15 protein-coding genes and 1 pseudogene are annotated in these 20,716 nt (G+C 53.4%); 10 read left to right on the top strand and 6 right to left on the bottom strand.

Annotation, left to right across the window (positions count from 1 at the left end):
• Window positions 1-10: 10 nt before the first annotated feature.
• On the bottom strand, window positions 11-1,384 hold the full coding sequence (xseA, locus tag RW65_RS06445) for an exodeoxyribonuclease VII large subunit (protein WP_039055874.1): 1,374 nt from the start codon (window positions 1,382-1,384) through the stop codon (window positions 11-13).
• A 159-nt stretch (window positions 1,385-1,543) separates the two neighbouring features.
• On the opposite strand from xseA, the gene guaB reads away from it, so the two are divergent.
• Complete coding sequence (gene guaB, locus RW65_RS06440) at window positions 1,544-3,010, top strand: IMP dehydrogenase (RefSeq protein ID WP_039055873.1); 1,467 nt, start codon at window positions 1,544-1,546, stop codon at window positions 3,008-3,010.
• Window positions 3,011-3,081: 71 nt separating this feature from the next.
• Complete coding sequence (guaA, locus tag RW65_RS06435; RefSeq protein WP_039055872.1) at window positions 3,082-4,659, top strand: glutamine-hydrolyzing GMP synthase; 1,578 nt, start codon at window positions 3,082-3,084, stop codon at window positions 4,657-4,659.
• Between the two features lie 1,395 nt (window positions 4,660-6,054).
• Here the strand turns inward: guaA and RW65_RS06425 are convergent.
• The 3 genes from RW65_RS06425 to RW65_RS06415 form a co-directional block, all read right to left on the bottom strand.
• The gene (locus RW65_RS06425) at window positions 6,055-7,017 is read right to left on the bottom strand and encodes a GlxA family transcriptional regulator (protein ID WP_039055869.1); all 963 of its coding nucleotides are present in this window, start codon (window positions 7,015-7,017) and stop codon (window positions 6,055-6,057) included.
• A gap of 112 nt (window positions 7,018-7,129) precedes the next feature.
• On the bottom strand, window positions 7,130-7,906 hold the full coding sequence (locus RW65_RS06420; protein ID WP_039055868.1) for an MBL fold metallo-hydrolase: 777 nt from the start codon (window positions 7,904-7,906) through the stop codon (window positions 7,130-7,132).
• A gap of 345 nt (window positions 7,907-8,251) precedes the next feature.
• Window positions 8,252-9,046, bottom strand: coding sequence for an AraC family transcriptional regulator (locus RW65_RS06415; protein ID WP_039055867.1), 795 nt, complete (start codon window positions 9,044-9,046; stop codon window positions 8,252-8,254).
• 221 nt (window positions 9,047-9,267) lie between these two features.
• Here RW65_RS06415 and RW65_RS06410 point away from each other — a divergent pair, with 221 nt between their 5' ends.
• From RW65_RS06410 to RW65_RS06385, 7 genes and pseudogenes are all read left to right on the top strand, one after another.
• Window positions 9,268-11,175, top strand: a complete 1,908-nt coding sequence (locus RW65_RS06410) for an FUSC family protein (RefSeq protein WP_231564367.1) — start codon at window positions 9,268-9,270, stop codon at window positions 11,173-11,175.
• A complete protein-coding gene (locus tag RW65_RS06405) occupies window positions 11,165-11,380 on the top strand; it encodes a DUF1656 domain-containing protein (protein ID WP_039055864.1) in 216 nt (71 codons plus the stop codon). The genes RW65_RS06410 and RW65_RS06405 overlap by 11 nt, the downstream gene beginning before the upstream one ends.
• A complete protein-coding gene (locus RW65_RS06400; protein ID WP_039055863.1) occupies window positions 11,377-12,252 on the top strand; it encodes an HlyD family secretion protein in 876 nt (291 codons plus the stop codon). Before RW65_RS06405 ends, RW65_RS06400 begins: the two co-directional genes overlap by 4 nt.
• A 9-nt stretch (window positions 12,253-12,261) precedes the next feature.
• A pseudogene (locus RW65_RS21665) lies at window positions 12,262-12,453 on the top strand (hypothetical protein); the annotation flags it as partial.
• A gap of 147 nt (window positions 12,454-12,600) precedes the next feature.
• Window positions 12,601-14,589, top strand: a complete 1,989-nt coding sequence (locus RW65_RS06395) for a tetratricopeptide repeat protein (protein WP_039055862.1) — start codon at window positions 12,601-12,603, stop codon at window positions 14,587-14,589.
• A 179-nt stretch (window positions 14,590-14,768) separates the two neighbouring features.
• Window positions 14,769-15,065 (top strand): helix-turn-helix domain-containing protein, encoded by a 297-nt coding sequence (locus RW65_RS06390; protein ID WP_039055861.1) that lies wholly within the window; start codon window positions 14,769-14,771, stop codon window positions 15,063-15,065.
• Window positions 15,065-16,345, top strand: coding sequence for a type II toxin-antitoxin system HipA family toxin (locus RW65_RS06385; protein ID WP_039055860.1), 1,281 nt, complete (start codon window positions 15,065-15,067; stop codon window positions 16,343-16,345). The genes RW65_RS06390 and RW65_RS06385 overlap by 1 nt, the downstream gene beginning before the upstream one ends.
• Before the next feature lie 56 nt (window positions 16,346-16,401).
• Here RW65_RS06385 and RW65_RS21660 read toward each other — a convergent pair whose 3' ends face one another.
• Complete coding sequence (locus RW65_RS21660; protein WP_072037709.1) at window positions 16,402-16,593, bottom strand: YfgG family protein; 192 nt, start codon at window positions 16,591-16,593, stop codon at window positions 16,402-16,404.
• Between the two features lie 352 nt (window positions 16,594-16,945).
• On the opposite strand from RW65_RS21660, the gene RW65_RS06380 reads away from it, so the two are divergent.
• Window positions 16,946-19,162 (top strand): sensor domain-containing phosphodiesterase, encoded by a 2,217-nt coding sequence (locus RW65_RS06380; RefSeq protein WP_039055859.1) that lies wholly within the window; start codon window positions 16,946-16,948, stop codon window positions 19,160-19,162.
• A 12-nt stretch (window positions 19,163-19,174) separates the two neighbouring features.
• Here RW65_RS06380 and ppx read toward each other — a convergent pair whose 3' ends face one another.
• Window positions 19,175-20,716, bottom strand: a complete 1,542-nt coding sequence (gene ppx / locus RW65_RS06375) for an exopolyphosphatase (protein WP_039055858.1) — start codon at window positions 20,714-20,716, stop codon at window positions 19,175-19,177.

Raw genomic sequence — 20,716 nt, 5'->3', positions numbered from 1 at the left:
AGCGCGTGAATTATTGAGATTTGCGTTGGCGCGTTTTTTTGAGCGCTGTGACGGCTTTCACTTCACTCTCCACCCAGCCATCGTTCAGCCGCGTGGTTAGCGTATCGCCCGCTTGAACCTGTTTAGTTTGTTTGAGCACTTTGCCGTCGGTGGCGGTGGTCACGCTGTAACCGCGCGCCAGCGTCGCCAGAGGGCTGACGGCTTCCAGATGCGTAATAGCGGACCCAAAGCGCTCACGGGTGCTGCTTAAGCGCGAGCGGATGCTCTGACTGAGGCGAAACTCCAGCTGCTGAATGCGGGTTTGCGCCCGGTGGATGCGCGGCTGAGGGTTTTGCTGGTTTAAACGCTGAATAATACGCTGCTGTTTGAGAGAAGCGCGTTTCATCTGCGTATCCAGCGCGTTATGCATACGCTGCTGCAGGCGTTCGAGCACCGTTTGCTGACGCGCCAGGCGTAACTGCGGATGCTGCTGTTGCAGACGATGATTGAGCTGGGCGAAGCGGCGGTTGCGGCCTGCCAGATAATAATCCATCGACATCTCTAAGCGCTGTTGCAGCGTCTGCACCTGGCGCAGCAGTTCCAGCTGATTGCGGCTGACCACTTCCGCCGCCGCCGAGGGGGTTGGCGCACGCAGATCGGCAACAAAATCAGCAATGGTGACGTCGGTTTCATGGCCGACGGCGCTAACTACCGGAATGCGGCTGGCAAAAATGGCCCGCGCCACGCGCTCATCGTTAAAGCTCCACAAATCTTCCAGCGAACCGCCGCCGCGCCCGACAATCAGCACGTCGCACTCCTCACGGGCGTTGGCCAATTCAATGGCGCGCACAATCTGCGCGGGCGCATCTTCACCCTGTACGGCGGTGGGGTAAATCACCACCGGCAGCGACGGATCGCGGCGTTTAAGTACATGCAGGATATCGTGCAGTGCGGCCCCGGTTTTTGAAGTGATAACTCCAACGCAATGGGCGGGTGAGGGGAGCGGTTTTTTAAACTGCTGGTCGAACAGCCCTTCGGCGGCAAGTTTGGCTTTGAGCTGCTCGTATTTCTGTTGCAGCAGCCCTTCACCGGCCGGTTGCATACTTTCGACAATAATTTGGTATTCGCCGCGCGGTTCGTACATCGTGATATTGGCGCGCACAAGCACTTGTTGCCCGTGCTGCGGGCGAAACGTCACCCGACGGTTGCTGTTGCGGAACATCGCACAGCGCACCTGCGCGGTATCGTCTTTTAAGGTGAAGTACCAGTGACCGGAAGCGGGCTGGGTAAAGTTGGAAATTTCACCGCTGATCCACACCTGGCCAAGTTCGCGTTCCAGCAGTAAGCGCACCGACTGATTAAGGCGGCTAACCGTATAAATTGAAGGGGACTGGAAGGAAGACATGTGAGCCAGATCAAATTCTAAATCAGCAAGTTATTCAGTCGATAGTAACCCGAAACGAAGGGATGGCAAGTTTTTTTCAGAAAAAAATGTAGATGCAATCGGTTACGCTCTGTATAATGCCACGGCAATATTTAACCCCCCAGGTCAGAGATATTGCCCATGCTACGTATTGCTAAAGAAGCCCTGACGTTTGACGACGTCCTCCTCGTTCCCGCCCATTCCACCGTTCTGCCGAATACCGCCGACTTGAGCACGCAGCTCACTAAAACCATTCGCCTGAACATTCCTATGCTCTCTGCGGCGATGGATACCGTGACGGAAGCGCGCCTGGCGATTGCCCTGGCACAGGAAGGCGGCATTGGCTTTATTCACAAAAACATGTCTATCGAGCGCCAGGCGGAAGAAGTTCGCCGCGTGAAAAAACATGAATCCGGCGTGGTTAAAGATCCGCAAACCGTGCTGCCAACCACCACGCTACGCGAAGTGAAAGCGCTGACGGAACGTAACGGCTTTGCCGGTTACCCGGTAGTGAATGGCGACAACGAACTGGTCGGTATCATCACCGGTCGCGATGTGCGTTTCGTTACTGACCTGAACCAGCCAGTTAGCGTCTACATGACGCCGAAAGAGCGTCTGGTTACTGTTCGCGAAGGTGAAGCCCGCGACGTCGTTTTCGCTAAAATGCACGAGAAACGTGTTGAGAAAGCGCTGGTTGTCGACGACAGCTTCCATCTGCTCGGCATGATCACCGTTAAAGATTTCCAGAAAGCAGAACGTAAACCGAACGCCTGTAAAGATGAGCAGGGCCAGCTGCGCGTTGGCGCGGCCGTTGGCGCGGGCGCGGGCAACGAAGAGCGCGTTGATGCGCTGGTAGCTGCAGGCGTAGACGTACTGCTGATCGACTCCTCTCATGGTCACTCTGAAGGTGTGCTGCAGCGCATTCGCGAAACTCGTGCGAAATACCCGAACCTGCAAATTATCGGCGGTAACGTAGCGACCGGTGCAGGCGCACGTGCGCTGGCAGAAGCGGGCGTGAGCGCGGTGAAAGTCGGTATCGGTCCTGGCTCCATCTGTACCACCCGTATCGTCACCGGCGTGGGCGTTCCGCAGATTACCGCTGTATCCGACGCGGTAGAAGCGCTGGAAGGTACCGGTATTCCGGTTATTGCTGACGGCGGGATTCGTTTCTCCGGTGATATCGCTAAAGCGATCGCCGCAGGCGCCGCCGCCGTGATGGTGGGTTCTATGCTGGCGGGTACCGAAGAATCACCGGGCGAAATCGAACTCTATCAGGGCCGTTCTTACAAATCTTATCGCGGTATGGGTTCGCTGGGCGCAATGTCGAAAGGCTCTTCAGATCGTTATTTCCAGAGCGACAACGCCGCCGACAAACTGGTGCCGGAAGGTATCGAAGGCCGCGTTGCCTATAAAGGCCGCCTGAAAGAGATTATTCACCAGCAGATGGGCGGCCTGCGTTCCTGTATGGGTCTGACCGGCTGTGGTACTATCGACGACCTGCGCACCAAAGCGGAATTTGTCCGCATCAGCGGTGCGGGCATTCAGGAAAGCCACGTTCACGACGTGACTATCACCAAGGAATCCCCGAACTACCGTATGGGTTCTTAATGATTTTTGCGCCCGGTGCTTGCACCGGGCGCTGACGTTTTTTTATCGCCACTTGCCTCGGAAGCTTGTCAATGACGGACAACATTCATAAACATCGTATTCTTATCCTCGATTTCGGCTCTCAGTACACCCAGCTGGTTGCGCGCCGCGTGCGTGAACTGGGCGTGTATTGCGAACTGTGGGCCTGGGATGTCACCGAAGCGCAGATCCGCGACTTCAATCCAAGCGGCATTATCCTTTCCGGCGGCCCGGAAAGCACCACGGAAGATAACAGCCCGCGCGCGCCGCAGTATGTGTTTGAAGCCGGTGTGCCGGTGCTCGGCGTGTGCTACGGCATGCAGACTATGGCGATGCAGCTGGGCGGCCACGTTGAAGGGTCAAACGAGCGTGAATTCGGTTATGCGCAGGTTGAAGTACAGACCGACAGCGCGCTGATCCGCGGTATTGAAGATTCCCTTACTGCCGATGGCAAAGCGCTGCTCGATGTGTGGATGAGCCACGGCGACAAAGTGACGGCGATCCCGTCTGACTTTGTGACCGTCGCCAGCACCGAAACCTGCCCGTTCGCGATTATGGCGAACGAAGAGAAACGCTTTTACGGTGTGCAGTTCCACCCGGAAGTGACTCATACCCGCCAGGGCCTGCGTCTGCTGGAGCGTTTTGTTCGCGATATCTGCCAGTGTGAAGCGCTGTGGACCCCGGCAAAAATTATCGATGATGCCGTTGAGCGCATCCGCCAGCAGGTTGGCAACGATAAAGTCATTCTCGGCCTCTCCGGCGGCGTTGACTCCTCCGTAACCGCCATGCTGCTGCACCGCGCGATCGGCAAAAACCTGACCTGTGTATTTGTCGACAACGGTCTGTTGCGTCTGAACGAAGCCCAGCAGGTAATGGACATGTTCGGCGACCACTTCGGTCTGAATATCGTTCATGTTGAAGGCGAAGCCCGTTTCCTGTCGGCGCTAGCTGGCGAGAACGATCCGGAAGCCAAACGTAAGATCATCGGCCGCGTATTTGTTGAAGTGTTCGACGAAGAAGCCCTGAAGCTGGAAGATGTAAAATGGCTGGCGCAGGGCACTATTTACCCGGATGTCATCGAATCTGCCGCCTCCGCGACCGGTAAAGCGCACGTTATCAAGTCTCACCACAACGTGGGCGGCCTGCCGAAAGAGATGAAGATGGGCCTGGTTGAGCCGCTGCGTGAGCTGTTCAAAGATGAAGTACGCAAAATTGGCCTCGAGCTGGGCCTGCCGTACGCCATGCTTTACCGCCACCCGTTCCCGGGTCCGGGCCTCGGCGTTCGCGTGCTGGGCGAAGTGAAGAAAGAGTACTGCGATCTGCTGCGCCGTGCCGATGCGATCTTTATTGAAGAGCTGCATAAAGCCGATCTCTACAACAAAGTGAGCCAGGCATTCACCGTCTTCCTGCCGGTACGTTCCGTCGGCGTCATGGGCGACGGTCGTAAATACGACTGGGTTGTCTCTCTGCGCGCAGTTGAAACCATCGACTTTATGACCGCACACTGGGCGCACCTGCCGTACGACTTCCTGGGCCGCGTTTCTAACCGCATTATCAATGAGGTTAACGGTATCTCCCGCGTGGTGTATGACATCAGCGGCAAGCCGCCAGCGACGATTGAGTGGGAATGATTTCCCAACAGGAAATGTCTTGCACTAACAGGCACTAAATCAAACTTAAGTCCGCGTAATAGCGGGCTTTTTTTATTTTTAACTTAGTCATTTTTGGCAATGTCTGGCAACGCCAGGCACGGTTTGACCGGGGTATTTTGATGGGTATGATTCATGGTAATGCCATGGATTACGCCCGATGCCATGCAGAGTGTTTTTGATGGGCATGGCATAAAATGTCATATCTTTCTTTGGTTCGTAAAAGCGAATGACACGACGTAACCCGCATTTAGTATTTTTTTCTCGCCAGGTTAGAGAAATTCTGATTGCGCATAAAAAATTTGCCGGCACTGGACAGTTGTTATTATTGCCTTCAAAATATAACTCTCTGAATACATCCAAAAAAGTAATATTGTATCTTTTTTGAAATGGATTTAAGTTCAACCGGGTTGTTATAAATATTGTATAAATAGTTTTGATGTTAATGTATTGTCCTTGATAGCACCGCTACCTTTCACCATACAAATCTATTAGAAAGGTAGCGGTACACTTTAATTTTTAATTGATTTTTTTGAATCTATGAGCAATGTATATGATTAGCGCTACTAAAAGTACTGATGCAATTGTTAATGCTAAGAAGTAATACTTATCCCATGTATAATCGGGAAACATACCTGTAATAGATGTTAGCATTTTATACATTTGTGCTTCTGGCAGGATTGCATATAACAGTACAACAAAAATCACAAATAATAGGTATTCACCGATCCAAAGTAGAACATATTTCATTTAGTATACCTGTACTGTCCCAAACGCAGTTAAGGATGATGTAAAGTCCATTTTGTAGATGTATGGGCTTGCTGTATCAAATTATTTTTGAAAATTTTAAGTGCGCTGAAATCGTCATTATTTAACCTTTTAGTAGTTGAAAAGAGTTATCCAGCGCCGATGTTATTATTATTTTCAAAGGGTAAAGGACTGAAAATTCTTATTGCGTAAAAATTGTGATGTAGATTTGGTATTTTCTTTGTGGGATTTTCAGTGCTGATTCAGTATTAGTGCGGATTGATATTTTGGAGGGCTATGTCGTCGCGTAGCTGCTCAGACTATATTGTTTACATTCCAATTATCTAATAATGATGCTATCGCATTGGATTAAAAAAGAGTATCTATTGGCTGTGCTTAATTAATAGGCCACTGCCTTTACTGACAAAGTTGCTCTCTCCCCAAACTGTACGGGCGGGTGGCAGTTCGCCTCATTGTTTTGGGCGTATTGATCTACGAGTAAAATCAAAAGTCAGCAAAACGTCGTGCCAAACTTTAGCGTAATCATTTTGTTCACTTCGCTGATAACGCGCACGAGCAGATTTAGCCTGTATTCAACGGCTGAACGGTAATAAGAATGGAGCAGGATGCTTAGCTCAGCAGGTTTGGCCCGCGAAAGGTGCGGCGCCACTCGCTCGGGCTGACATTAAAGCGCGCTCTGAAACGTTGGCGGAAGGAAACAGGTGACTTATAGCCTGCCAGAGCTGATACGGTTTCAATGCTGTGATCCGTTGTTTCCAGCAGCTCCTGGCTGCGCTGCAAGCGCTGGGCGCTGAGCCAGTCCCCCACGGTCATACCTGTTGCTTTAATAAAGTGCCGCGTAAGCGTACGCCTGCTCATGCTGCAAAACCCGGCGAGAGAATCAATATCATGCTGTTTATCCAAATTGCGCCGCAGGTAGCCGAGCAGGTCGTTGATCTGCGTGTCTCGCGTTGTTTCTGGAATCACATGTTCAATAAACTGCGCCTGGCCGCCTTCACGGTAAGGGGGAATAACCATTCTGCGGGCGACGCGGTTTGCCAGTGCAGCACCGTGATGTTCACGGACAATATTCAGGCAGCAGTCTATGCCCGCCGCCGTACCGGCTGAGGTAATAAGACGTTCGTCACAGGTATAAAGCGCATTGCTGTCAAGCCGGACCTCGGGAAAGCGAGCGGCAAAATCCCGCTCAAACTCCCAGTGCGTGGAGGCCCTGCGGTTATTCAGCAGCCCGGCATAGGCGAGTACATACGCACCGAGGCACAGGCCTACAACTTCGGCCCCACCTTGCCAGGCGCTACGTAGCGCATCAAGCAGCATCGGCGAAGGGCGTGTTTCAGGATGCTCCCAGAAAGGCACAATAATAATGTCTGCGCTATCAAGCCGCTCCAGCCCATGCTTCACGTTAAGGGAGATACCGATATCAGATTCCACCGTTCCGGGCTGCTCCGCACAAATATCCACGCTGAACAGTCCTGGCTCCGGCATCGCCTTATCAAAAATTATCGCAGGAACGGAAAAATGAAACGGGCTGAATCCCGGCGTTGCGATAATGACAACGTGCAGAGCGGACATAATTCTAATCCTTGCTGAAAGAATCCACGATGTGTAAAACCGGTAAATTTCCCGTCCGGCATGGGGGCGAACAGGCAGCAGAGTTTCAGGCTGCCTGTCCGAGCGCGGCGCGTTAGAAAATCAGCGTTTCGCCATCTTCCGGCACCAGTACATTTTCTTTAATGCCCTTCTGCGCTGCAAACTCCCGCAACTCGGCGCGGCTCAACAAGCAGTGGTTAACCGCTTCCATATGGGTCGCCACAATTTTGGCGGACGGCAGCACCTCATGGGTACGCAGAGCATCTTCCTTACCCATGATAATAGCCCCAATGCCATCGACGTTGGCGAAACCTATGTTTAGCACGACGATCTCTGGCGTATATTTTTTCAGGATTTCAACATACGGCGGTACCCAAATAGTATCCCCGGCCACGTACAGGGTTTTTTCACTTTCATGAGAAAAAACCAGCCCGCACGCCTCTCCCAGTAATGCGGCAAGGTCAGGAATGGCGTACGCTTCATCGCTACCGTGCTGTCCGTCGGTTTTCACCAACGTAATACCGTCAATCATCGTGGTGTCAGAGAGTACCTTGACCGCGCTGAAGCCCTGGGAACGGAGCAGCGTGGCATCGCTGTCGTTCTGCGTGTAGATCACCTGGTCTTTGGGGATCAGCCGCTGGGCCGCTTCATCCCAATGATCTTCATGGGTGTGGGTGACGATAACAACGTCCACATCCAACAGTTCTTCGACAGGCACCGGCAGTTCAACCATAGGGTTGCGCAGGTGGGAACGTGCAGTACCGGGAAAACCGGGCCAGGTATCCTTAGCAGAGAGCATCGGATCGATAAGGAAGCGAGTACCGGCATATTCCAGTTTCAGCGTGGCGTTACGTATTTGAGTCAGTTTCATTCTTCACTCCAGTAGAAAAGCCACAGGTGTGCGGCCTGTACAGTAAGAGTGCAGTATAAAAAAGAGACCGGGAGAAGGTGAGTGGCTCACAGGTCATTATTCGATGAAATCGGGTCAAGCGCTCTGTTTAATGAATACCTTGCTTTATCATCCTGCCTTCAAATAGCTGGTACTTCATCATCCACACAGCCAAAGAACAGGCAGCGGATGTTACACCTGCCGGTTTACTCGTCGGCTGGCGGCAAACCCATCGTCATGAGTTCATTAGCATGATTGCTATTGAGGTTTATCTGCCACCGATCGATATATGGCTGAAAGTCAGTAGCATCTTCGTTGCCAGGCTCTTTAACGCGCGCTTATCTTACGTTCGGCAAAATAGTGCGCGGGCGTGCTGCCCATCGTTTTCCGGAACATGGTGATAAAAGCATTCACGGATTCATACCCCAGCTTCGCCGCTACGTTTTGCACCGATACGCCGCTTGCCAGCTCCTGAAGCGCAATAACCAAATGCAGCTGCTGGCGCCAGCGCCCGAAGGAGAGCCCCGTTTCGCGCTGCATTAGCCGCGCTAATGAGCGCTCGCTAAGGGCCAGTCGTTTTGCCCACGCTTTCAGCGTGCTCCGATCGTCAGGACGATTCACCAGTGCATCAGCCATGGCGCGGATTTTGGCATCAGATGAAACCGGCAGGCTCAATTTTTGCTGCGGCATGCTGGCTAATTCATCAAGCGTCACCCTGGTCAGCCTTGCGGCATGGCTATCCGGCGGGTAATCAATCTCCTGCTGAGTTAAACGCTCAACTAACTCTTTAATCAGCGGGGAAATGGCAAGGGTGCAACATCTCTCCGGCAGCGCTGCGGCGCCTGGCTCGATAAATAAGTAATTTAGATGCGCGTTCCACGTTGCGCTGGCGCTATGGGCGATCCCGCCGGGGATCCAGACGGCACAATCTGGCGGCACGATCCAAATATCATTTTCCGCCCGACAGATAACCGCGCCATACAGCGCAATGATCAGTTGGCCTTTACGATGGCTATGTACCGGTACTTCAGCTGTGTAATCAACAAAATCAAGATGACGCGCAACTGCCGGGCAGGGCGTTGCATCCGGATCAAACAGCGTGGTGGCAAACCGTGATGTCATAAGATTGGCAGGATTTAGGTATTTTTTGACAGAATAGAGTATTTAAGCGGGTAAGCAAGCCGGTAATAATCCCCGGCATGAAAAATATCTTTTTTAACCGCTCGCCTTTGTTACCGCGAATCGGTCACGCGCTACGTTCCATGAGCACCGTTCACTCCGTAACGGCTCTGCTGAACGATGCCAATGCCTTACTCTATTCTGCACGCAGTTTTGCGGCAGCGATGCTCGCTTATTACATTGCCTTGTCGATAGGGCTTGAACGTCCCTCTTGGGCAATTATTACCGTTTATATCGTTTCGCAAACCTCGGTCGGCGCGTCATTGAGCAGAAGTCTCTATCGTCTGGCCGGAACCCTGGTTGGTGCCGGGGCAACGGTTTTGATCGTACCGGCTTTTGTGAACATGCCGATTTTTTGCAGCGTGATGCTAACGGGCTGGATCACGTTTTGCCTCGGTTTATCTCTGCTTGAACGCACTCCGCGCGCCTACGCCTTCGTATTAGCCGGGTACACCGCAAGCCTGATTGGTTTTCCGGCGGTCGCCGATCCCGCGGCGATTTTTAACATCGCCATTATCCGCGTACAGGAAATAATGATTGGTATCTTCTGCGCCGCGCTGATCCACCGGTATGTTGTCCCCGTGCGGATATCCGGGCTGTTTAACAGCAAGTTATCGCAGACATTACGCTCGGCGCGCCAGCAAATTGCCGACACGTTAGCAGGCAAACCTGCTGCGGTTTCAGCGCCTCTGCATCTGGCGCTGGCGCTGCAGTTTCTCCAGGGCATAAGCCATCACATCCCCTATGATTTTGCGCTCTCGGTTCCGGTGCGGCATGCCAGAAAAGCGATTCATGATCGACTGGCGCGATTAGTGGTGGTGAACTGTGAATTACGCGATCGCTTACAGATTATCGAAGCGGTGCCTGTCGATGTGCAAAACCTGCTGGAGGAACTCCACTGCTGGCTGGTTTGTGAGGATGAAGGAGAACGGAAAAGCAGGGTGACAGCGTTAATACAACGCAGTGCGCTGTTAATGCAGTCGCGTGCTGTGCATGCGTTGACCTTTGAAGAGGCGCTTCTCGGAAATTTCGTGCGCTACCTGAGCGAGGCGATAACGCTGCTGCAACAGTGCGAACGCCTTTCTGCAGCTATCCACCATGCGCGGCCCGACCCAGCGTTGCCAGAAGGCCGCGCGGTGAAAGGGTATGTTTTTCACCGCGATCCCCTGACCGCTGTACGCACTGCGCTGGGCGCATTTGCCATTATTCTCAGCGGTTGCCTGCTGTGGATTTACTCAGCCTGGTCCGAGGGCGGCACGGCAGTGTCGATTCTTGGCGTCTGTTGCACCCTGTTTGGCAGCTTCGACTCTCCCGTTCCGCATATTGTGAAATACATTATGGGTTCCGCCTGGGGCGTGGTGATAAGCCTGCTGTATAGCTTTGTTCTGCTACCCCAGGTGAGTGATTTTAGCGTGCTGGTTGCGGTGCTTGCTCCGGCATATCTCCTTGCGGGCTCTCTACAGGCTCGCCCGCCTACAACATTTATGGCGATGGGGATCACCCTGACGCTACCGATATTATGCGAGCTCGGTGCGCGCTACAGCGGAGACTTTGCCGTGGCGCTTAACACCGCTATCGCCTTATTTGCCGCGACCGGCTTTGCTGTTCTCAGCATGAGCCTGCTGCAAACCGTGCAGGCCGATGCGGCCATCAACCGTCTGCTAAAGCTGTGCCAGCGCGACATTCGCCGCAGCATAAATGGCGGGTTTAAAAGCGATGAAACGCACTGGACCAATTTGATGATCGACCGCGCGGCGCTGCTGTTGCCGCGCTTACAGCGCAGCAGTCAGTCGTCAGAGCTGGCGCTCAACCGCCTCCTGCATTATGTGCGCATTGGCCTGTGCGTGATGCACTTACGCCAAACTGATGCGCAAGCGGGCAACGAGCTCACCGAGGTGCTTACTCTGCTTAACCGCACCACAGACAGCGAGGCCTTGCGCCAGCGTATTGCCGCCATGGCGCGCCTCTCTTTGCCAGCAGTCGATGACTCCTCGCGTCTGTTGGTCGACAGACTGGTTGATCTGCATTGTGCGCTTCGCGAGCAAATAAGGGAGAGCCTGGATGATAAATGATCTCAATATTGGCGGCGTATTGATTCCCGGGCTGCTGGTCATTGCCCTTGCCGCCCTGATCTGCACGCTACTGCTGGTGCCCCTTTTCACCTTCAGCAGGCTTTATCGGCGTTTGCCTTTTCGTCCGCTGATCGATTTTTCTACCTTTATCGTCACCTGTTTCCTGCTGTTGCAGGGTCTAACCGCACTGGGGTTTTTTGCATGAAATCTTTACTCTCTCTGTTGGGTCGTTACGCGCTGACGCTCAGCGCAGTCGCGCTGGCAACCCTGGTCGCTTTTATGCTGTGGAAACATTATGCGCAGACGCCCTGGACGCGCGATGGCCGGGTTCGGGCTGATGTTGTGCAGATTGCCCCGGAGGTTTCCGGGCCGGTGAGCAGCGTAGCGGTGGTGGATAATCAGTGGGTTAATCGCGGCGATATTCTCTATTCCATCGATCCGCACTGGTTAACGCTGGCGGTGGTGAGCGCGCAGGCCGACGTGGAAGCCAAACGTCATGAAATGCTGATGCGTCAGGATGCGGCCCGGCGTCGCGCACAAATCAAAGGTGTCATTTCCGGCGAAGACTTACAGCAAACAGGCAGTGCAGCAAACGTTGCGGTGGCGAATTATCATGGTGCGCTGGCCGCGCTGGAACTGGCGCAGCTTAATTTATCTCACGCCGTGGTGCGCTCACCCGTTGCCGGATATGTCACCCATCTGCGGTTACGCCCCGGCAACTATGCAACGGCAGGGGAGACGACAGTCGCCATCATCGATGCCCACAGTTTTTGGGTGGTAGGTTATTTTGAAGAGACCAAACTGCGCCATATCCATGTGGGCGATGCCGCACAAATCGCGCTGATGGGCGTTGATCCCATGATAAGCGGGCATGTAGAGAGTATCGGCCACGGTATTGGTGATAATAATGACGAGACGGGCGGGCTGGGCCTGCCGGAAGTCGAACCGACCTTTAGCTGGGTACGCCTTGCACAGCGCATTCCGGTTCGCATTCATATCGACGCCTTACCGGCGGGAGTGGAATTGGTGGCGGGATTGTCTGCCAGCGTCTCTATTAACGCTACGCGTAAGTTTTAACAAGTACACCTGCTGCTGAGTTCGTTGCTGATCCTCTCGCTGATAATCTGGCGCATCACCTGCGGTACCATTGCCTTGAGTTCTGTGAACAACGGTGTCACCGAGAGGTTTTACTGGGTGACGATTATGTTTTCCCAAACCCTGGGCACGGCGTTAGGTGACTGGACTGCAGATAGTGAAGGTTTCGGCTATGCAGGCGGTGCTTTTGCCTCACGGCAGATATCCTGGCGCTGCAGGTATTCGTTCTTTGCACTAACCCCCCGCATTTAGTGGCTTTTTTTTAAACTTGTCGGCGGATAAGGTCTGGGTTATTACAGGTAAACCCTCTTAACCGACAAGGCACGCGCCATGTTTAAACGTCTTATCACCGCCCTTAGCGGCAAAAAAACGGCTGAAGCGGCTCCGGCAGCCATCGCCCCCTCAGGCGAATCCACCGCCAAAGATGAACTGATAGTGGCCTATGATGCTTATGGTCGCGAGATGCAGATCCTGCGCAGTGAATGGCGCGAGAAAGTGTTCCTGCCATCGCTGGAAGAGAAACGTAACGACGCGGCTGAACTCTATCAGGCGATCGTCAGCGGGCTGAATGATGGCTTTGCCGCCGATCTGCTACCGGCGGCGGAACGTCTGGTGGAAATTGATGATATTCCCGAGCGCAGCCACACCATTCAGGCCATCGTGCTGATGAAAAATGGCGAGCTGACGGCGGCGGAACGTACGTTGCGGGTAGGCATCGAAAAAGCGGGGGCGACCGGCACGCTGTTGACCAACTTAGCGAAAGTGTTTGCCGAGCGTGGCGAAGAGGATCGCGCAGACGATACGTTGTGGCAGGCGATTCAGGCCGATCCGAATCAGGATAACGGCCTGCTGTGGTGGGTGAGTATTCAGCAAGAGCGCGGCGGTGAAGCGGCGTATGTCGCGGCGCTGAAAACCGTTGCCGCTTTACCCGAAAGCTGGCGCGCGCAGCTGTGGCTGGCGCGTCATTATCTGGAACACAACGAAATAGCCACCGCTCGCGCGTACTATCAAGAGGTACTGGCGGGCGAACGCTACGACAGCGGTGCGCTGATGATGATTTCCGGCGATCTCGGTAATAACGGGCAGATCCCGCTGATCGCCGAGCTGGTGGCGCCGGTGTATGACGAACACCGTCACGATCCGATGGCGGGACTGAATTTACTGCGTGCCTGGCAGGCGTTGGGTAACGTCGAGGAGGGCGAGAAGCTGCTGGCGCGCATGTACGCGCTGGGCTATGCGCCGCTTAAACAGCACCTCGACGAATTTGCCAGCGCCTTTCAGGCGATGCAAAAGCAGGCGGCCGTTTCGACGCCAGCCGATCCCGCAGCGCTGAAGATAACTACGCTTTCCCTCACGCAACCGATCTGGCATTACGGGTTAAATAAAGCCGACTGGCTGTTTGCCCAAAAAGCGGAAGAGTTGCCGTCGGTAGGCTTTTTTGCTCTCTCCAAACGCGTTGAGGGTGCTGTGCGCAGTGAATCGCAGCGTGAAGATGAGATCGGGCGCATGACGCGAGCTATCTCGCTCTATTTTGCCGAAGCGGCGCACTACTGGACCGACTACGCCAGCCGGTTCTATGTGCAGGTGGTAGAAGGCGGCGGACCGGTGCTAATGGGCGGCGAAACCGATGGCAATGCGCTGTTCGAAATTGTTCCACCGACGATGCACTATTTTGTTACCGGCGAAATGGGTTGCAGCGGGGAGGGCGATCGCTGCGAATGGCAGCTTTCGTTAAGCCTGTGGGATTGCAAAGCGCGACAGAAAATCGCCACGGAAAGTAGACGCGTAGAACATGCCGGGCTGGGTGTGCTGGTGCTGGATCTCGAACAACGTCTACTGGCGCACATCGGCCAACGGCGCGAGCAACCGCTTGATGCCTTCTATCAGCGCCCGTCGGTAGAAGCGATGGCGATTTATCTCGGCGAACTGGCGCAGGCATTCACCCTAACGCTGGTGGCGAACAAAATAACCCCGCGCGATGCCATGTGGGGAGAGCGCGCGATGCTCGACTGGCCGCTGCAAATGGCGCTGCAGTGGCCGGAGAATGAAGTGTTGAAACTGATGTATCTCTCCGGGCTGGGTAAAGCGTTTGATTATCAATCCTCCGTATTGATGGAGTACCAACAACGCACGCGCGAACTGCTGCGCGAAGCCAGTATACACAGCCCGGTTGCCCGCCTTGCGCCTCTGGTGTGGAAAATCTTTGCTATGAATAGTGAATTCGAGACGCATCGCCAGACTTTACCTGCCGATGCCAATGAGGTTTACCGAAATTGGCTGGACGGTTTGGCCAGCAAAGTTCCTGTAACTAATGCATAAAGCAGGCATATAAAGGCTTATATTTAAACTTTTACCTGAGATATAGGCCTTTAATGGTTCTTATATGGCCTTTAAGAAGATCTTATAAATTTATTTAATAATGGTTATTTATAAACCTTAAAGGCTAATAAAGCGGTATAATGGTTTATATATGAACATTAATGAGATAGGCCTGAATCATGTCGTTTATGCATCTCCTCTACTCGCCTGCCGATATCGCACAGCAAGTGGGAAGTCACGCGAAAAAGCTCCGCCTGGCGAAAAACCTTTCGCGTAAAACGCTGGCTGAAAAATCAGGCGTCTCAGAATCAACCATCAAACGTTTTGAAACCACCGGCATTGCCACGCTCGAGGTCGTTATTCTGCTGGCAACCGCGCTGGATGATCTCTCACCCGTGACACGGCTTTTTAATCCAGAGCATCCGGCTTCACTTGATGAGCTTAAAAACAGCAGGCGTAAACGGGGGATGAGATAGTGGCTAAACGCTTCCAGCACACTGAAGCTCTCGTTGTGCTTAAAGAGGGCGTTAAAATTGGTGAACTTAACAAGGCGCCGGGTAGAGGGATTTACTTTACCTATGATGAGGGCTGGCTTGCGCGTGGTTTTAATCTCTCGCCATTAACGATGGCATGGGACGCTAAACCTCAGTTGGCCAGCGACTCAAGGCTCTTTGAGGGGCTGCATGGGCCTTTTGCTGACTCCCTGCCCGATGGCTGGGGGACATTGCTGATGGATCGCTTCTTTGATAGCACCTTTGGCGAGGGGACACATTTAACCATTACCGCACTCGACCGCCTGGCGTATATGGGCGATCGGGGGATGGGAACGTTTGAATATCAACCCAAAGCGGATAAAACCGTTCTGGTTGGCCCATTGAGTCTCTGCCAGCTTTATGAAGAGTCAATCGAGGTTCAACAAGGCGAAACATCGGCGGTATTGAACAAACTGCGCCTTGCAGGTGGCTCTCCGGGCGGGGCCAGGCCAAAAGCTATTGTTGCTCTATCTCCGGAAGGTGACGAAGCCACCTCCGCCTTTGGTCCCTTGCCGAAGGGCTACGCGCACTGGATTGTGAAATTCCGTGCTAAAAAGGAACCGGTTGAAACGGGGGCCATTGAGTTTGCCTATGCAGAAATGGCCCGCGCCGCGGGTGTAAATATGGCGGAATCCAGCCTGTTACATAGGCAAATGCCGGATGGGAGACACGAATATTTTTTTGCCACCAAACGCTTTGACCGGGTAGGGGATCGCAAGCTGCATATGATGACCGTCTCTGCACTACTCTATGCGGATTTCCGCATGCCGACTCTCGACTATTCCAGTCTGCTAAAACTGACATATGTGATGACCAATAGTGCGGCTGAGGTGGAAAAGATGGCGCGTTTAATGATTTTTAACGCGCTAGCGCATAACCATGACGATCATGCAAAAAACTTTGCCTTCCTTTGCCATGAGCCGACGACCGCTGGTGAAAAAGAGAAATGGGTATTAGCGCCGGCCTATGACGTAACTTTCTCGACGGCGGGGGGCGAGCATACGACGGGTTTTGGTGGCCGTCATCCGGGAACGCCTACTCGCAAGCGCATTCTTGAAATCTGTCGCGACTATAAATATCTCGATGCAGAAGCGTATATTGAACAAACCCTGGCGGCATTAGCCCATTGGCAGGCAGTATTCTACAGGCTGAACATTCCCCATCAAGCCGGGCGAGGGATCTTTAACGTACTGCAAAAGGTGCATGATGAGTTTGAGCAGTAAAATTCAGACATGCATAAGCCCACGCGAGAAGGCGTGTTCAACAAGAAGGGAAAAAACTAGCGTTGTGCGGAAGGGTCGATAGTCTGGCTGACTTGTGGCAACTGGGCTTTGTCCTGGAGGTGATACCAGGCGCCAACAGAAGAATAGACGAAACGGCCGAAGAAAAAGAGAAAGCTGATAAGAAGTACGATACGGGTCATGCGACTGTCAAATCGATGTCGTTTTCGCATACTGGTTGCCTGACTCACAATGGTTCCTTTAGGAATGCCCGATCCACGGGCGACTGCGACATTAATGCACACTCTTTTCATCAGGTCAATTCAGCCTGGCGTAAAAATAAGATGATTAAAACATCACCAGAAATAACATAAGATAAATTAAATATTTACGTGGAGAATATAATCTGGACAATCGTTGCCGATAAAAGTGGGAATAAACATAGTCAGGTGTAATTTTTTGATTTAGATCAATTAATAGATATTTTCCGCAATTAGAATTTCCCTTTGTTTGCAAACCGGCACCCCACGGGTGCAGCGCATTTTCAGGTCGGATACCTGCCTGAAACACTCTCCGGGATCCGGGCAGAGCTATCGAGCATCTATGACACTTATAAAAAAATATCATCGTCTGAAGGATCAGTGGTGGGCTTTGCCGCTCGTTACGCCAATTGTGTTATATCCACTCTTTAGTCTGGCTAATACATTTACCGCAGTTTCCGGGCAGGTGGTGATTCTCTATTATTTGCCGATGGCGTTGCTGATAGCCCTGATGATGTTTTATGGCTGGGCGGCGCTGCCGGGCATTATGCTGGCGCTCGGTTGGCACTACTGGCCGGCGCTACCGCAGGATATGCTGTCCAGAGGCGCGCATTTATTGTTACCGGTGCTAATAAGCTGGGCGGGCTACCGTATTTTTGCTACCCGACGGCACCGGGTGGCTTACAGCACCGCCACGCAAGTCTCGCAACGTTTTTTCTGGCAAGTCCTCTGTCCGGCGTCGATCTACCTGTTTATTCTTGAACTTGGCGCGTGGCTGAATTTTTACGATCGGTCGACAGGCGATGGCGGGGCGCTATTAATGAATGTGCCGACGCTGATTAATTATCAGGCCTTGCTGGTGGGCACCATGACCGGGGTGCCTTTTAGCTATGTACTGATCCGCGTTATTCGCCATCCCCGTTACGCTATTTCGTGGTTATCGCAGATGCGCCACGAATTCGACCGTAAAGTAACGTGGCCTGAGATTGTGGTCTGGTTCAGCGTGGTGTGCGGTATTCTGCTGCTGTTGCTGATGCCGATGAATAAAAACAGTTCGATTTTCAGCACCAATTACACCCTGTCGCTGCTGTTGCCGGTGATGCTGTGGGGATCGATGCGCTACGGCTATCGGTTTATCTCACTGGTGTGGACGCCGCTGCTGATTATCTCCATCCACTTTTTTTACCGTTATTTGCCACGGGTCCCGGCTTACGACGTCCAGTTAGCGATTGCTTCGTCAAGTTACCTGGTCTTTTCATTCATTATTCTCGCCATGGCCATGATGGCGACACGCCAGAGAGTGGTAAATGAACGCGCCCGGCGTCTGGCGTTTATCGATCCCGTTGCCAATATGCCCAATCTGCGAGCCCTAAGCCGCGCGCTGGCAGATACGCCCTGGTCGGTGCTCTGTTTTCTACGCATTCCTGAACTTGAACTGCTGGGGCGCAACTATGGCGTGCTGCTGCGTATTCAGTACAAACAACAGATGGCGAACTGGCTTAAACCGCTGCTGTCGGCGCAGGAGTGCGTGTACCAGCTCTCCGGCTACGATCTGGTCATTCGCCTGACGACCCAATCCCACCAGACACGCATTGAGGAGCTCGATGCCCGTATCAAGCAGTTCCGCTTTTTATGGGATAACATGCCGCTGCAACCGCAGGTCGGGCTCAGCTACTGCTACGTGCGATCGCCGGTCAAACACCTCTATTTGCTGCTGGGGGAAATGAGCACCATCGCCGATCTGTCGCTGGCGACCAATCACCCGGAAAATCTGCAAAACCGCGGCGCGGCGAATCTGCAACGCGGCCTGAAAAACAAAGTGGATATGATGAACCGCCTGCAGCTGGCGCTGGAAGAGAATCGTTTTATCCTGATGGCGCAGCCAATATGCGGCGTCCGCGGCGATGATTATTACGAAATCCTGCTGCGCATGAGTGAAGAGAATGGCGACATTATCAGCCCGGATGCGTTTTTGCCGGTAGCCTATGAGTTCGGCCTCTCATCGCGCATCGATCTGTGGGTGATCGAGCATGTTTTAATGTTTATGGACCAGCATCGTGCGCAGCTCCCCGCGCAGCGCTTCTCCATTAACCTCTCTCCGGCTTCAATTTGCCGTACGCAGTTCACCCAGCAAGTGCGGCAGTTATTACAGAAATACCATATTGAAGCCTGGCAGCTGATTTTTGAGATCACCGAAAGCCACTCAATGACCAATCTTAAGCAGGCTAATCAGACGCTGGGGCAGCTGCAGCAGATGGGCTGTCGCGTGGCGATTGATGATTTTGGCACCGGCTATGCCAGCTATGCGCGGCTGAAAAACGTCAATGCCGATATCCTGAAAATCGACGGCAGTTTTATCCGCAATATTGTATCAAACAGCCTGGATTATCAGATTGTGGCATCGATTTGCCATCTGGCGCGCATGAAGAAAATGCTGGTGGTGGCGGAGTATGTTGAAAGCGAAGAGATACGCAGCGCGGCTATCGCGCTGGGTATCGATTATCTACAAGGGTATTTGATTGGTCGGCCGGTGCGGCTACAAACGCTGATCAAAAGGTAACAAACGGGCGGCTCAGGCCGCCGCTTCCGGAGATTGCTCTTCTTCGATTTTTAAACGCCAGCCGGTCACGCCTTCCCAATACTCCTGCTCTTTCTCCAGATCCAGCAGCACCAGCGCGTTCTGGCTAAACCAGTCGTGCGGGAAACTAAGCGTCCAGTGATTCGCATCGGTGGTCAGACGCAGCGTCGGCGGGGTGGTCGTGGCCTGGCGCTGGTTATTTAGCAGCACACCGAGGCGTAAAATCTGCACCAGCGGTAGATACTGTTTCTTTTTAAACAACGTAAAGCGCGGCAGTTCATCAATTTTGATCGCCTTGCGATGACAGCGCACCAGCGTGGCCATCATTAGCTGCTGCTCCTGGTTAAAACCGGGCAGATCGCTGTTTTGCAGAATATAGGCCGAATGGCGATGCATTCCGCTGTGGTTAATATTTAATCCCACTTCATGCAGCATCGCGGCCCATTTCAGCAGGGCGGCCAGCTGTGGATTAGCGAGCTTCGCGTTTTGCTCCAGCCACTGTTCGTAAATCAAGGTGGTGGTTTCCAGCACGCGTCGCGCCTGTTCGCGGTCGATATTGTACTGGCTGGCGAGGCTTTGGGCGGTGCGGCTGCGAATATCCTGATGGCGGAAACGGCCTTCCATCTCATACAGCACACCTTCACGCAGCGCGCCGTCGGAAAGGCGCAGCTCGCGGATCGCCAGCGCATCGAACACGCCGCAGAGGATAGCCAGCCCCGGCACAAACACCTGTTTGCGCTCTTCGGAAAGGCCCGGCAGGCTCAGCTCAGCGAAATTTTTATACTTCAGCACCTCGGCGACCAATTTTTCCAGCCGCTCCGGGGTGATAAAGCCATCTTTTTCGCCCGAGGCGATCAGCACTTCATGGGCGGCTTTAATGCTACCCGATGCGCCCAGCGCCACATTCCAGCCCTGAATACGGTACTGCCATGCCAGCGACTCCAGCTTCTGCGTTGCCGCCATACGTGCACGGCGGAAATTCTCACCGTTGATGATGCCGCCCGCAAAATACATCTGCGCAAAGCTCACGCAGCCCATACGACGGCTTTCGACCAGCTTCGGTTGAAAATCTTCACCAATAACTAGTTCCGTCGAGCCGCCGCCGATATCGATCACCAGCTTGCGGCCTTTTTCCGGCTGCGTATGCTCCACGCCCATAAAAATCAGACGCGCTTCTTCATTGCCCGGAATGATCTCAATAGGGTAGGGGATCACTTTTTCAGCGCGTTTAAGAAATTCAGAGGCATTCAGTGCCTGGCGCAGAGTATGGGTACCGACAATGCATACGCTTGCCGGATCAAAGCCCTGCAGACGCTCGGCGAACAGCGCCAGGCAAGCCAGCCCGCGCTCCATTGCCTCTTCGCTCAGCATGTTATTGCTGTCCAGACCATCTGCCAGGTGCACGCGCTGTTTCAGACGACCGATGATTTGCATCGCCCCATCGACCACGCGCGCGATTACCATGTGGAAACTATTGGAACCCAGATCGACCGCAGCAAACTCTTCCGGTCGTGGCGTATTCTCATTTATCGGCAT

This window comes from Enterobacter sp. Bisph1, from assembly GCF_000814905.1.
GTDB lineage: Bacteria > Pseudomonadota > Gammaproteobacteria > Enterobacterales > Enterobacteriaceae > Kosakonia.
This window is presented reverse-complemented; position numbering and strand designations above follow the sequence as displayed.